Genomic DNA, 14,087 nt, shown 5'->3' on the forward strand with positions numbered 1-14,087 from the left:
TTTCTTTGGTTTGGCTGAAAATGAAACTGGTCAGGCCAGTTGATCGTCTGTAAAGTAGAAGGCCCCGCGTCGCACGTAGAGACGACGCGTCAGCAATCGACTTTGGAGACGAGAGTCGCAATGAACGAAACGAGCCAAACCGCAGTAAAAGAACAGCGCATCGCCGCCGACACCTTGCATGCCTACGTCCGCGCCATCTGGGAGCACGCCGGCAGCGCGGCGCGCGAGGCGGAACTCGTGGCCGATCACCTCGTGATGGCCAATCTGTCGGGCCACGATTCGCACGGCGTCGGCATGATTCCGCGCTACACGTCGTCGCTCGCCGACGGGCAATTGCAGCTGAACACGCACGCGGAGATCGTCCGCGACGCCGGCGCGGTGCTGACCATCGATGGCCGCAAGGGCTTCGGGCAGGTCGTCGCGTATGAGGCGATGGAACACGGCATCGAGCGCGCGAAGAAGTTCGGCGTGTGCGCGGTGGGGCTGCGCAACGCGCACCACATCGGGCGCATCGGCCACTGGGCGGAGCAATGCGCGAAGGCGGGCTTCGTGTCGTTCCACTTCGTGAACGTAGCGGGCGATCCGCTCGTCGCGCCGTTCGGCGGCATCGACCGGCGCTTCGGCACGAACCCGTTTTGCGCGGGGTATCCGCGCGACGGCAAGAACCCGCTCGTACTGGATTTCGCGACGGCGGGCATCGCTTACGGCAAGACGCGCGTCGCGTATAACAAGGGCGTGAAGGTCGCGCCGGGCATGCTGCTCGACCACGAAGGCCGCCCGACCGTGGAGCCGAAAGTCATGCACGAGGAGCCGTTCGGCGCGCTGACGGCGTTCGGCCTGCACAAGGGTTCGGGACTGGCCGCGCTCTGCGAGATTTTTGGCGGCGCGCTGTCGGGCGGCTATACGACGCACGAAAGCACGCTGGAGAAGTCGAGCGCCATCTACAACTGCATGACCTCGGTCATTCTCGATCCGAACGCGTTCGACGCGCCCGCCGCGCAGGCCGAAGCGGAAGCCTTCCTCGAATGGATGAAGGCGTCGCCGCACGCCGAGGGTGTCGATGCGATCTACGCGCCGGGCGAGCCGGAAGAAGCGCGTCTCGCGGAACGCGGCGCGAACGGTGTGCCGATCGATCCGACCACGTGGAAGCAGATTCGCGAATCGGCGCAAAAATCCGGCATGACCGAAGCCGAAATCGCGCAGTACGCGGACGCATTGAAGTAAGCGCAAGACGCTGGCGGGCCGAAATTGGTCAAGCCAATTTCGGCCCGCGTGGTGCGCATCAGCGCACCATCTCTTTCTCGATCCACTCGATCACCGACGTGCGCTTCGGTTGCCAGCCGAGGAGCGTGCGGGCGCGCTCGCCCCGTACGCGGCTGTTCGACCCGAGCCCGTACGACGCCATCTCGTAACCCCATTCCTCGATCGCCTGTTCCAGCGGCCAGTTTTCCGGACCGCGCAGGCCGAGCGCCTTCGCCATCGCGGTCGTCATGTCGCGGAACTGCGCCTCGCCGCTCTCGATGAAGTAGAACGTGCCCTCCGGCGTCTTCTCGAGTGCCAGCCGGTACGCATCGACGACGTCGTCGATATGGACGTTCGACCAAATATTCATGCCGCGGCCGACGTGCCTGACGACGCCGCTTTTCTTCGCTTGCCGCTCGAGACGCGGCAACTGAACGCTCGCCGTGTCCGGAATCGCGCCGTGTCCGTAGATGAGCGTGTTGCAGAGCACCGCCGAGCGCATGCCGCGCTTGGCTGCGTCGAGCACGAGACGGTCGATGGCGACGCGCGGCGCCTTGTCGGCGGTCGGCTCGGGCAACTGCGCCTCGGTGTAGATGTCCTCCGACGCCTCGCCGCCCGACCCATCCCCGACGATGCTCGATCCGCTCGTATGCAGCAGCGGCTTGTCCGAACCTTCGAGCGCATGCACCAATGCCTCGACCGCGCCGCGATGATCGCTGCTCGCCGCGTTGACGACGGCATCGGCGGTTCGCGCTTCATCGGCGAGCAGGGCGCTGTCGTCCAGACTGCCGACGACCGGCTCGATACCCGCGCGCTTCAACGCCTCACGCTGCTCTTCGCGGCGGATGAGTCCACGCACGCGATGGCCGTCACGAACGAGCCCCGCCGCAATCGATCCACCGATAAAACCGCCCGCGCCAGTCACAAAGATATTCATTCGTTGCTCCATTGGTTGAACCAGTGCGCCCAGTATCGTCCGTTTCGACTTTCGCAAAAAGCGTGTTAGTCTCAAAGGAAACTTGACTACGATTCAATAATCGACGCGCTGCCATGAAGACCAACACCGACGAATTGCTCGTGTTCGTCACCGTCGTCGACAGCGGATCGATGACGGCGGCGGCCGAACGCCTGCAACAGACGGTCTCGGGCGTGAGTCGGACGCTGACGCGGCTGGAGAAGAAACTCGATGCGACGCTCGTTCGCCGCACGACCCGCCGGCTGCAACTCACCGACGAAGGCGAGCTGTTCCTGACCCGCGCCCGCGCGATACTCGCCGCGATGGACGACGCCGAGGAAGCGCTTTCCCGACGCCGTGAGCGTCCGGCGGGCCGGCTGCGCGTGGATGCGGCGTCGCCGTTCATGCTTCATTGCGTCGTGCCGCACGTCAGAGCGTTCGCCGCGCTCTATCCGGATATTTCGCTGGAGCTGACGAGCAATGAGCGCATCGTCGATCTGCTGGAACAGCGTGTCGATATCGCGATACGGATCGGCGCGCTGCAGGATTCGACGCTGCACGCACGCGCGCTGGGCAGCAGCCGCTTGCGCGTGCTCGCCAGTCCGGCTTATCTTGCCGAGCACGGCGAGCCGCGCGACGTCGACGAACTCATGCGCGCCCGGCTGATCGGCTTCACGGCGCCCGAGAGTCTCAACGACTGGCCGCTGCGCAATAGGCGCGGAGGGCGCGAGACGGAGTTCCTGACCGTGGAGCCCGCGATTTCCGCATCGAGCGGTGAGACGATCCGGCAGTTGGCAATCGACGGCGGCGGCATTGCGTGTCTCGCCGACTTCATGACCGCCGCCGACGTCAAGGCGGGCCGCCTGCGCCCGATTCTCGACGATGCGCTGCGCGACGTCCGCCAGCCGATCAGCGCCGTCTATTACCAAAGCGAGTCGATGGCCGCGCGCGCCCGCGCGTTTCTCGACTTCCTCGCGGGCAAGCTGGCGCTTTGACGGCACCGCTGCTCGCACTCGATACAGGACTCCACGATGCCACCGATCGAAGCGATCAACGCCCCCGGCCTGCCCATTCCCGCCGGCCACTACAGCCATGCGACGCGCGCCGGCAATCTGATCTGCGTCTCGGGCCAGTTGCCCGTGCGCCCGGACGGCACGCACACCGGCGACCTTCCTTTCGAAGAGCAGGCCGAGCAGACCTTGCGCAACCTCCGAACCGTGCTCGAAGCGGCGGGCGCGGGGCTCGCGGACTGCATCGAAGTGACGGTCTATCTCGTCGGCGTCGAGCACTGGAAGGCGTTCAACGACATCTACGCGCGTCATTTCGGCGCGTGGAAACCGGCGCGCGCCGTCGTGCCGGTCGGCGCGCTGCATTACGGCTATCTGCTCGAAATCTCGGCGCGTGCGTGGGTCGAACCGGCTCCGGTCTAAGCAAGATCCAGCGCGTTCGTCAGATCGCCGAGCGGCGCTTCGCCGTTGGCCGCCATCGCCCGGTCGCGCGCGGCGACGCCGTCGAGCGGCGCAAGGTCATGCACGCGCGAGATGAAGCGCAGGATCGAGTTCGTGTCGTAGACCGTGTGATCGACATAGCCTTGCTTCGCGAACGGCGAGATGACGAGCGCCGGAATGCGCGAGCCCGGCCCCCAGCGGTCGCCCTTCGGCGGCGCGACGTGATCCCACCAGCCTCCGTTTTCGTCGACGGTCACGATGACGACCGTGTTCTGCCACTGCGGACCGCGCCGGATATGCTCGATCACATTGGCGATGTGGCGGTCGCCCGAGGCCACATCCGCGTAACCGGCGTGCATGTTCAGATTGCCCTGCGGCTTGTAGAACGTGACAGGCGGCAGGCGGCCGGCGTCGATATCGGCGAGCAGCTTGTTCGTCGAAGGATCGTCGCCGATGCCGGCATCGCGCACATGCCGCTCGCGGGCGGCCGTGCCGGGCGCGTAGTTGCGAAAGTAGTTGAACGGCTGGTGGTGGTACTGGAAGTCGGGCACCGCGCCCGTGTCGCGGTGATCGAGCGCGTATTGCCACGCGCCGCTGTACCACGCCCAGTCGACGCCCTTGTCCGACAAGCGGTCGCCGATGGTCGCGTACGTTTGCGGCGGGAGCACCAGCGCGTTCGATGTATCCGCGAGGCGCGGGTCGCCGCCGGGCGCGGGCTTCACGTTGCTCGGCTGATACGGCGGGAACATGGTGTTGACCGCGTAGCCGTCAGCGGTCAGCGCGCCGTCGCGCACGAACTTCGGCGGGCCGTCCAGCGCAGAGCCCGGCGAATCCGGCGCGAGTTTGAGACGCGTGCCGGTTGGGTCGTCGCCTTCGACGACAGCCAGCAGTTTCGCCGCCGGACCGTTCTTTGCGTCCGGATAGAAGGGTGCCTGCGCCGAAATCAGGAAGATGTGGTTCAGCCACGAGCCGCCGAATGCGGACATGAAGAAGTCGTCGCAGAGCGTGTACTGCTGCGCGAGGCCCCACAGCTTCAGCGTATCGGGCGAATTCCGGTAGTGGCCCATGACGAGGCCGCCCGAGTCGCCCCACGCCGCGAACTGGTTGTTGCGCCCGGCGTTGATCTGCATCTGGTTCTGATAGAAGCGATGCACCAGATCACGCGTGATGACGCTGTTGGGCAGCGGGTCGCCGTGCGCGTCCATGAGGCGGAACGGTCCGTTGGGCAGCTCGCTGATCTGATGTTCCGCAATGGCGTAACGCTTGCCATCCACGTCCTGCGCCTGCGGCACCAGGCCGCCCCAGATCTTGGGCAACGTGGGCAGGGGCGTCACCCCGTCGCGGTCGAACTGCGTGTATTGCGCGGACGTCACTGCCGAGAGCGGATACTGCACGCCCGGATAGTCGCCGTAGAGATTCGTGAAGCTGCGGTTTTCGGCGTAGATCACGACGATCTGGCGCACATGCGCCGCGAGCGCGCGATCCACCGAAAGGTCTGCCGCCGTCTTCGGCGTGGCGGGCTTGTGATCGAACAGATTGCAGCCGCCGAGGGACCATCCGGCAAGGCCGACGCCCGCAGCCAGCAAGCGCCGCCGCGCCGGGTCGGCGGGGGCGTCGTGGCCTGCGGGAAGGTCGTGATTCGGCTCGCGGTTCGGCTCGTCGTTCGGCTCGTCGTTCGGTTTCATCGCGTGACTCCTCGTTGCATGCACACGCCGGCCGGCGCGCGGATGATCGACGCCAAAACGACGCTCGCCTGACGCTGGCGCCTCGTTGGCTCTGACAGCGCATGATGCCGCATCGACCGGCTGCCGGAAACCCGGCCGAACGGCATAAGCAAAAAAACCGGAACGTGCGATTTTGCCTATGACATTCGGCCGACTGGAAACCGCCGAGCCGCGTGACTAACATCAACTGAACACGAGCTTTATTCCGACGAGAACGAGGGTGGCGGCGAGCAGATAACGCAGCAATGCTTCCGGCGCCTTGGACGAAAGATTGCTGCCGATCACGATGCCCGGAATCGAACCCAGAAGGAGCGACACGAGCAACGACCAGTCGACCGAGCCCATCATCCAGTGGCCCGCGCCGGCAATCAGCGTGAGCGGCACGGCGTGCGCGACGTCGGAGCCGACGATGCGCACCGTGGCGAGGCGCGGGTAGAGCAGCAGTAGCACCGTCACGCCGATAGCCCCGGCGCCCACCGACGTGAGCGAAACCAGCATGCCGAGGATCGCGCCGGTCAGCACGGTCCACGCCGCCGTGCGCGCGGGCCGTTCCGGGCGGCTGCGGCCCTTGCGGTAAGCGAAGCGCGCGAGCTGCGGTCGGAACACGAGGGATACGGCGGTGATCAGGAGTGCCGTCCCGAGGATCAATTGAATCAGCCGCGCCGTGCCGGGCGAGGTAATCCCGTGCTGGTTCAGGAAGTACAGGGTGACGGCGGCCGCGGGCACGCTGCCTGCCGCCAGCCTACCGGTGATGCGCCAGTCGACGGACCCTTTGAGGCCGTGGACGAGCGTTCCCGCGGTTTTGGTGGCGGCGGCGTAGAGCAGGTCGGTTCCCACGGCGGTGGCCGGATGGATACCGAAGAGGAGCACGAGCAGCGGCGTCATCAGCGAGCCGCCGCCCACGCCGGTCAGCCCGACGAGAAAGCCGACCGCCAGCCCGGAAGCGGAATAGAGTAAGTCGATATGCGGAAATGACATGCGCGCGGAGAGAACCGGTCAGGCGTCGGTGGGTCGAAAAACCGTCGATGATAGCCGGTCAGCGGCTCACCTGCTGCACGAAACCCGTGCGCGAGCCGCCGGCCGTTCGCCTGTAACGGCTCACGGCGCACTGCGAATCGCCACTTTGCGCCATCGGGCGCCCCTTTCACGTCACTTTCAGGAAGGTGCAATGGATACGAAGGAACAGACGCAGAACCCGACGCAACAGCAACAACAACAGCAACAACAACAGCAGCAACAGCAGCAGTTGGCGGCGGCGGACGAGGCATTCATCCCCACCGAGAACGTCAACCAGCCGACCGAGCGGCAGTTCGTTCTCAAGTCCGGCAACACCTTCGCCGTCTACGACGCCAACGGCGATATCCGCGGTCGTGACGACGGCCTGTTCGTCAACGACACGCGCGTGCTTTCGGAACTGGTGTTGACCTTCGGCGGCCGCGCACCTTCGCTGCTATCGGGGAGCGTTTCGAGCGACAACGCCGTGTTCACCGCGCATCTGACGAACCGGCCCCTGCCGCCCATCGGCGGGGCACGCACGCCCGAGGGCGTGATTCACGTCGAGCGCAAACGTGTGCTATCGGGACACGTGCTGCACGAAAGCATCGTGCTCACGAACTACGGCACGGAACCGTCGACGGTGCCGCTTTCCATCTCGTTCGCCGCCGACTTCCTGGACATGTTCGAAGTGCGCGGCACCATTCGGCCGAAACGCGGCACCTTGCGCCCGCCCGCCGTCGAAAACGGGGAAGTCGTCCTGAGCTACATCGGACTGGACGAGGTGGAGCGCACCGCGCGCATCCAGTTCACGCCCGCCCCGGACGTTCTCTCGCCAACGCGCGCCGACTACGCGCTCCACATTCAGTCGGAAACGGCGATTTCGGTGTATCTGTCGGTGACGGCGGTCACGCACGCCCTGAACGACGCCAGCGAGGAAAGCAAGCGCAACGCAGCGGAAGCGCCGGAATGCGCGCCGGAGTCGGGACGCCCGGCCATCCGCGAGGCGCTCGTCGACGCGCACCGCAGCATGCGCGACAAGCGCCGCGCCGGCGCCCGCGTCAGGTCGAGCAATCCGCTCTTCAGTGAATGGATCGACCGGTCGCTCGCGGACCTCGGCTTGCTCACCACGGATCTCGAAACCGGTCCGTACCCGTATGCGGGCATTCCGTGGTTCTCGACGCCGTTTGGACGCGACGCCATCATCACGTCGCTGCAGATGCTCTGGCTGCAGCCGACGCTCGCGCGCGGCGTCTTGCGCTTTCTGGCTGCGCATCAGGCGCGCGAAGACTCGGCGTTCAGGGACGCCGAAGTCGGCAAGATCATGCACGAGACGCGCAAGAGCGAAATGGCGGCCACCGGCGAAGTGCCGTTCGCGCTGTACTACGGCGGCGTGGACAGCACGCCGCTTTTCATCGTGCTTGCCGGCGCGTATGCGGAGCGAACGGGGGATCGCGCGCTCATCGACGAAATCTGGCCCGCGCTGCAACTGGCCGCCGGCTGGGTGGCGCGCCATTGCGACCGCAACCCGCACGGTCTCTTGAGCTACCAGAGGGCGACGGAATACGGCCTTGCCAATCAGGGCTGGAAGGACAGCCATGACTCCGTGTTCCATGCGGACGGCCAGTTTCCCATCGGCCCCATTTCGCTCGTGGAAGTGCAGGCTTACGCATCGACGGCGTTCTCCACGATGGCGCGTCTTGCCGGCGAGCGCGGCGAGCACGAGCAGGTGGCGGAGTTCGAGCGGCGCGCCGAGCACATACGCGAACGCGTCGAGGCGCTCTTCTGGATGCCCGAGATGGACTTCTACGGCATCGCGCTGGATGGGCGGAACGAGCTTTGCCGGGTGCTCTCGTCGAATGCGGGGCATCTGCTTGCATTCGATCTCGTTGAGCGCAAGCGCGGCGAGGCGGTCGCGCGGCAACTCGAATCGGCGCTCTTTCACACCGGCTGGGGCGTGCGCACGCTCGCGGCCGGGCAGCCGCGCTTCAATCCGATGTCGTATCACAACGGCTCCGTATGGCCGCACGATTCGGCCATCTGCGCGCGCGGCCTTGCGCGCTACGGCGAGCGCGGGGCGGCGGTGGGCTTGCTGCAATCGCTGTTCGAGGCGGCCGTCACGTTCGACATGCGCTTGCCCGAGCTCTTCTGCGGCTTCACGCGGCAGCGCGGCGAGCGGCCCATCGCGTATCCGGTCGCGTGCCTGCCGCAGGCGTGGGCGGCGGGCGCACCGTTCATGATTCTGGAGGCGTGTCTGGGCGTGACGATCGACGCGGTCAACGACGAAATTCGCGTCGACCGGCCGCAGTTGCCAGAAGGCATCGACTGGCTGGAGATCGGAGATCTGCGAATCGGCGAGAAGAACGTCACCATCACGTTCCGGCGTGTGGGCGGGCAAGTGGTGCCGTCGGTGGAGGGCGATGCGCGGGTCGTGGCGGTGCTGTAAAGTCGGCTGGGGCGCTTCGAAAAATGCCGGGCGCCCTCGTCGAAGAGCGAAGCGTGATTGGGATTAGAGACCGGCAAGCTGCCGAATGAGTCCGCTCGTCCGACACGTTGAATCACGGCGCCACCGTGTCTCCCAGTTCGTCAAACTGCTCCCGAAGCGAAGGCATGCACTCGCTCGCGCCGCGCATCGTCTGTGCGGGCGTAGGCGAGGCCGTCGAGTTTTACAAGCGCCGTTTGGCGCGGTCGGGATCGGACGGCTTTCGGCGACGACGGCAAGCTCGTCCCCCGCGAACTGGGTGCGCCGCGCGCGAAGCGGTCGCGTTCGCGCTGCGAGTCGAGGGTAAGCGCGGCTGCGGCGCACCGGCGCGAGTGCGGCAAGCGGATTTTCGCCCGCGTCGCGTCCGAGCAGTCGCGCTCGCGTTCGCGCTGCGAGTCGATAGAGCGCGCGGCTGCGGCGGTCCGGCGCAAGCGCGACGACCGGATTCGCGCCGGACTTTTGCCGGGTAGCTGCCGAGTCATGGTCGCGGCCTGATTGAAGCTCGGCGACTTACAGCCGCTGATCGTCCGCCACGCCCAGCGCCTTGCCATCAGCGCCTAGCGAAGCAACCGCTAACTCAAACCGCAACGCTCCCGACATAATTCTCCGCAAGCGCCGTCGCCGCCGCGCGCGACGTCGTCACGTGCTCGAGCTCCGCAACCTGCAGGCGCTGCTCGAAAGGCGAGTTGTCTTCGAGCTTGTGCAACATGCGCGTCATCCACCACGAGAAGTGCTCGGCGCGCCACACGCGCTTGAGCGCTGTCTCGGTGTAGCGGGCAAGCCGCGTCGTGTCGCCTTCCTCGTAGAAGCCGACGACCGCCGCCGTCAGCACGCGCACGTCCGACACCGCCAGATTCATGCCCTTCGCGCCGGTCGGCGGTACGATGTGCGCCGCGTCGCCAGCCAAAAACAACTTGCCGGACTGCATCGGCGTCGAAACGAAGCTACGCATGCCGACGATGTTCTTTTGAAAAATGCGCCCTTCAGTGATCTGCCAGCCGTCCGCCGTATCGACGCGCGCGTGCAGTTCGGCCCAGATGCGGTCGTCGGACCAGGCATCGACCGAATCTTTCGGGTCGCACTGGAAGTACATGCGCTGCACGCCGCGCGAGCGCGTGCTGATGAGCGCGAAGCCGCGGTCGTGCCGCGCGTAGATGAGTTCGTCGGACGAAGGCGGCGCTTCAACCAGAATGCCGAACCAGCCGAACGGGTACACGCGCTGATAGTCCTGCCGCACCGCCTCCGGAATGCACTTGCGCGACACGCCTTGCGAGCCGTCGCAGCCGATGATGAAGTCGCACTCGATCTCTTCGTCGCGTCCCTCGTGGCGGTACTTGATGCGCGGCTTGCGGTCGCTGTTCTCGGCGAAGTCGTGCAGCGAAACGTCCGACACGTTGAACTTCAGCGCACCGTTCGCCGCCATGCGCGCCGCGACCAGATCCTTGATGACTTCGTGCTGCGCGTAGACCGTGATCGAGTGGCCCGTGAGTTCGGTCAGCGCGATGCGCCGCCGCTGTCCTTCGAACGCGAGTTCGAAGCCGTGATGCAGCGCGCCTTCGGCCTGCATCCGCGCGCCGAGGCCGGCTTCGTTGAGCACGTCCATCGTGCCCTGTTCGAGCACGCCCGCGCGAATGGTGGATTCGATGTCCTGCTGGCTGCGCACTTCGAGCACGACCGATTCGATGCCGCGCAGATGAAGGAGATGAGAGAGCAGAAGCCCCGCCGGGCCCGCGCCGACGATGCCGACTTGAGTACGCATGAATGTCTCCGTTGCGTCGTGATGTTGTGCGTACAGTGTCGCCATCGTGGCGATATGCCGCAACGCGATACAGCGGATAGCGCCTATCCATTATTGAGATAACGGCCGCGAACCCGCGTGAAATCGGGTCCGGTGCTTGCTGACCAAGGGTTTATCCCGACTCATCAACACGAGGACACCGACATGGACGCAAGCGCATATCCGAAGCCGCCTTTCGCCGACCAGCAACAGGAACGCACGCCGGGCCTGACCGAAGCGATGAATCCGAAGCCCGATCATGGCGAAGAGACTTACAAAGGCAGCGGCAGGCTTGCCGGCAAAGCGGCGCTGATCACGGGCGGCGACAGCGGCATCGGCCGCGCGGTGGCGATCGCGTTTGCGCGCGAAGGGGCGGACGTCGCCATCGCCTATCTGGACGAACACGACGACGCGAAGGAAACCGCGCGCTGGATCGAGCAGGCGGGGCGCAAGGCGCTCTTGCTGCCCGGCGACATCACGGATCGCCAGCACTGCCGCGACATCGTCGCGAAGACGGCCGAAGCGTTCGGCCGGCTCGACGTGCTCGTGAACAACGCGGCGTATCAGATGACCTACGACAGCCTCGAGGAAATCAGCGACGACGAGTGGGACAAGACCTATTCGACGAACATCGGCGCGATGTTCCGCATCACGAAGGCGGCGCTCGCGCATATGAAGGAAGGCGCGGCGATCGTCAACACGACGTCCGTGAACGCGGACTCGCCGAATCCCGGCCTGATTGCGTATGCCAGCACGAAGGGCGCGATCCAGAACTTCACGGGCGGACTCGCGCAGTTGCTGGCCGAGCGCGGCATTCGCGTGAATTGCGTCGCGCCGGGCCCGATCTGGACGCCGCTGATTCCATCCACCATGCCGGCCGAGAAGGTGAAGAACTTCGGATCGCAGGTGCCGATGAAGCGCCCCGGCCAGCCCGCCGAACTCGCGCCCGCCTATGTGATGCTGGCCTCGGACGAGGGCAGCTACATCTCCGGCGCGACCATCGCGGTGACGGGCGGCAAGCCGATCATCTGACCGGCCTGCCGGCTAACCCTACCAGCCCGAGACTTACTCGCCCGCCGCTTCCTTCAGCTGGTTGCGGCGGTATTCGCCCTGGCGCGTGAGCATCCAGCCGGGGTATTCGGCCGGCAACTGGCTCACTTCGTTGAGCGCCGCGAGTTCGTCCTCGCTGAACCGCACGTTCGTCGCCGCGATGTTGTCATCGAGCTGCTCGATACGCTTCGCACCGACGATCACGCTCGTCACCACCTTCTGGTGCAGGAGCCACGCCAGCGCGACCTGCGCAACGGACACGCTCTTCGCCTCGGCCATGCGGCGCATCACGTCGATGCAGTCGTAGGCGCGATCGACGTTGACCGGCGGGAAGTCGAACTTCGAGCGGCGGCTGCCTTCTTCCTTGCCGCCTTCGCGCGTGAACTTGCCGGAAAGCAGGCCGCCGGCGAGCGGGCTCCACACCATCAGCCCGACGTTTTCGCTCTGCAACAGCGGCACCAGTTCGCGTTCCAGATCGCGTCCGGCGATCGTGTAATAGGCCTGCAACGATTCGAAGCGCGCGAGTCCGAGCCGCTCCGAAATGCCGAGCGCCTTCATGATCTGCCAGGCCGCCCAGTTCGACACGCCGATGTAGCGCACGTGGCCGTGCTGCACGAGCGTATCCAGCGCGCGCAGCGTTTCTTCGATCGGCGTGGCGGGATCGAAGCCGTGAATCTGATAGAGATCGACGTGATCGAGTTGCAGGCGCTTGAGGCTCGCCTTCACGCCGTCGATGATGTGAAACCGCGACGCGCCCCGCGAATTCACGCTCTTGGTGCCCGCTTCGCCCAGAATCTTCGTCGCGACGACGACATTCTCGCGCGGCACCTTCAGGTTCTTGAGCGCCTGTCCGGTGATGATTTCCGACTGGCCGTCGGCGTAGACATCGGCGGTGTCGATGAAGTTGATGCCCGCGTCGAGCGACCGGCCGACGAGCTTGTCGGCGTCCGCCTGCTGAAGCTGGCCGATGTTGTCCCAGATGCCGCCGCCACCGCCGCCGAACGTCATGGTGCCGAGGCACAGTTCGGAGACGAAGAGGCCGGTGTTGCCGAATTTCCTGTAGCGCATGGTTGCTCCCGAGTGGACGAGGCGTGAAGCGTTCGCTGAAATGCGACGAGCGTTCGGTGCCCCCAATGCAGTATCGTCCGGCAACGCGCGGCGTTCATAGCCTGATCCTGTCGAATCCTTGCCTGTTCCTGCAAACGCGGGGGCAGGGCGCGCGCACGATCGCGCTCGCGCGAGTAAGCTATGTCGACTTCTTCCACGCTCGAGTCCCTTCGGAAACCATGGCGCTGAACGACACGCCCGGCCTCGCCGGAAAAGATGCTCACGATCATTCCCGCGAAACGCACCGCGTTTCATCCGACTCCACGCTCGATCAGGCGCGGCTCGATCTCGTCGCGCTGATCGACCGCTTTACCGTAGGCTGCGAAGGCACGACGGAGACGCCGGTGCCGGGCCTTTTCCTGCATCGCGTGATGAATCCCGGCGGGCCGAAGCCGGGCATCCAGACACCGGCGCTCGCGCTCATCGCGCAGGGTTCGAAGCGCGTGATCGTCGGCGACGAGGTGTATGTCTACGATCCGATGCACTATCTCGTTTCGTCCGTCGATTTGCCGGTGATCGGGCAGGTGACGGTCGCGAGCGATTCGGAGCCGTATCTCGGCCTGCGGCTCGACCTCGATGTCGAAGAGATCACCTCGCTGATCCAGGACCAGAACCTGCCGCCCGCGACGCAGACCGACGCTTCGCGCGGCCTGTTCGTCAATCGCCTCGGCACGTCGATGCTCGACGCGGTGCTGCGCCTCTTGCGCCTCATCGACACGCCGGAAGACGTGCCGATCGTCGCGCCGCTCGTCAAGCGCGAGATTTTGTACCGGCTGCTGATGAACGGCTCCGGCGCGCGGCTGCGGCAGATCGCGCTCAACGACAGCCAGACGCAGCGCATCGCGAAGGCCATCAAGCTGCTGCGTCAGCATTTCGATCAGCCGTTGCGCGTGGAGGACATCGCGAAGGACGTGCATATGAGCGTGTCGTCGCTGCATCATCACTTCAAGGCCGTGACCGCGATGAGCCCGCTGCAATATCAGAAGCAATTGCGCTTGCAGGAAGCGCGGCGGTTGATGCTGCTCGATATCGCGGATGCCGCGACGGCCGCGCATCGCGTAGGCTATGAAAGCGCGTCGCAGTTCAGCCGCGAATACAGCCGGCTCTTCGGCGCGCCGCCCCTGCGCGATACGCGCCGCTGGCGCGATGCGGCCGCCGCCGGCGCCTGAGCCGTACGACGCACGACGCACTGCGCATGACCTCACGAATGCTGACTGGCGATGCGTCGGCGCTGCCGCATCGGTTTATTTCATCGTCCGCGGAATAACGCAGCGCCGCGGGACGTTCTGCGGAAACTGCCACGTACTTT

The 14,087-nt window shown here is 65.7% G+C and carries 11 protein-coding genes; 6 read left to right on the forward strand and 5 right to left on the reverse strand.

What is annotated here, in order from left to right:
- The first annotated feature begins 120 nt into the window (after positions 1–120).
- Positions 121–1,224 carry a malate/lactate/ureidoglycolate dehydrogenase gene (locus tag LDZ24_RS16430; RefSeq protein WP_248323249.1) on the forward strand — a complete coding sequence of 368 codons (1,104 nt, stop codon included), beginning with the start codon at positions 121–123 and terminating at the stop codon, positions 1,222–1,224.
- Positions 1,225–1,282: 58 nt separating this feature from the next.
- Here LDZ24_RS16430 and LDZ24_RS16435 read toward each other — a convergent pair whose 3' ends face one another.
- Positions 1,283–2,179 carry an NAD-dependent epimerase/dehydratase family protein gene (locus LDZ24_RS16435; RefSeq protein WP_248323250.1) on the reverse strand — a complete coding sequence of 299 codons (897 nt, stop codon included), beginning with the start codon at positions 2,177–2,179 and terminating at the stop codon, positions 1,283–1,285.
- A gap of 113 nt (positions 2,180–2,292) precedes the next feature.
- On the opposite strand from LDZ24_RS16435, the gene LDZ24_RS16440 reads away from it, so the two are divergent.
- Positions 2,293–3,192, forward strand: coding sequence for a LysR family transcriptional regulator (locus LDZ24_RS16440; RefSeq protein ID WP_248323251.1), 900 nt, complete (start codon positions 2,293–2,295; stop codon positions 3,190–3,192).
- A 36-nt stretch (positions 3,193–3,228) separates the two neighbouring features.
- Entirely contained in the window at positions 3,229–3,627 is a 399-nt protein-coding gene (locus LDZ24_RS16445) for a RidA family protein (RefSeq protein ID WP_248323252.1), read from the forward strand.
- Here the strand turns inward: LDZ24_RS16445 and LDZ24_RS16450 are convergent.
- Both LDZ24_RS16450 and LDZ24_RS16455 read right to left on the reverse strand, forming a co-directional pair.
- Entirely contained in the window at positions 3,624–5,330 is a 1,707-nt protein-coding gene (locus LDZ24_RS16450) for an acid phosphatase (RefSeq protein WP_248323253.1), read from the reverse strand. The genes LDZ24_RS16445 and LDZ24_RS16450 overlap by 4 nt on opposite strands.
- 222 nt (positions 5,331–5,552) lie before the next feature.
- Positions 5,553–6,347: a sulfite exporter TauE/SafE family protein gene (locus tag LDZ24_RS16455; RefSeq protein WP_248323254.1), complete on the reverse strand. Its 795-nt coding sequence runs from the start codon at positions 6,345–6,347 to the stop codon at positions 5,553–5,555.
- Positions 6,348–6,537: 190 nt separating this feature from the next.
- On the opposite strand from LDZ24_RS16455, the gene LDZ24_RS16460 reads away from it, so the two are divergent.
- Positions 6,538–8,808 carry an amylo-alpha-1,6-glucosidase gene (locus tag LDZ24_RS16460; RefSeq protein WP_248323255.1) on the forward strand — a complete coding sequence of 757 codons (2,271 nt, stop codon included), beginning with the start codon at positions 6,538–6,540 and terminating at the stop codon, positions 8,806–8,808.
- Positions 8,809–9,421: 613 nt separating this feature from the next.
- Here LDZ24_RS16460 and LDZ24_RS16465 read toward each other — a convergent pair.
- Complete coding sequence (locus LDZ24_RS16465) at positions 9,422–10,603, reverse strand: 4-hydroxybenzoate 3-monooxygenase (protein ID WP_248323256.1); 1,182 nt, start codon at positions 10,601–10,603, stop codon at positions 9,422–9,424.
- 183 nt (positions 10,604–10,786) lie between these two features.
- Here LDZ24_RS16465 and LDZ24_RS16470 point away from each other — a divergent pair, with 183 nt between their 5' ends.
- Complete coding sequence (locus tag LDZ24_RS16470; RefSeq protein WP_248323257.1) at positions 10,787–11,653, forward strand: SDR family oxidoreductase; 867 nt, start codon at positions 10,787–10,789, stop codon at positions 11,651–11,653.
- 33 nt (positions 11,654–11,686) lie between these two features.
- Here LDZ24_RS16470 and LDZ24_RS16475 read toward each other — a convergent pair whose 3' ends face one another.
- Positions 11,687–12,739, reverse strand: a complete 1,053-nt coding sequence (locus tag LDZ24_RS16475; RefSeq protein ID WP_248323258.1) for an aldo/keto reductase — start codon at positions 12,737–12,739, stop codon at positions 11,687–11,689.
- 218 nt (positions 12,740–12,957) lie between these two features.
- Here LDZ24_RS16475 and LDZ24_RS16480 point away from each other — a divergent pair, with 218 nt between their 5' ends.
- A complete protein-coding gene (locus tag LDZ24_RS16480; protein ID WP_248323324.1) occupies positions 12,958–13,947 on the forward strand; it encodes an AraC family transcriptional regulator in 990 nt (329 codons plus the stop codon).
- Positions 13,948–14,087: the final 140 nt, after the last annotated feature.

The organism is Caballeronia sp. Sq4a (assembly GCF_023170545.1).
In the GTDB taxonomy this organism is placed as follows: domain Bacteria; phylum Pseudomonadota; class Gammaproteobacteria; order Burkholderiales; family Burkholderiaceae; genus Caballeronia.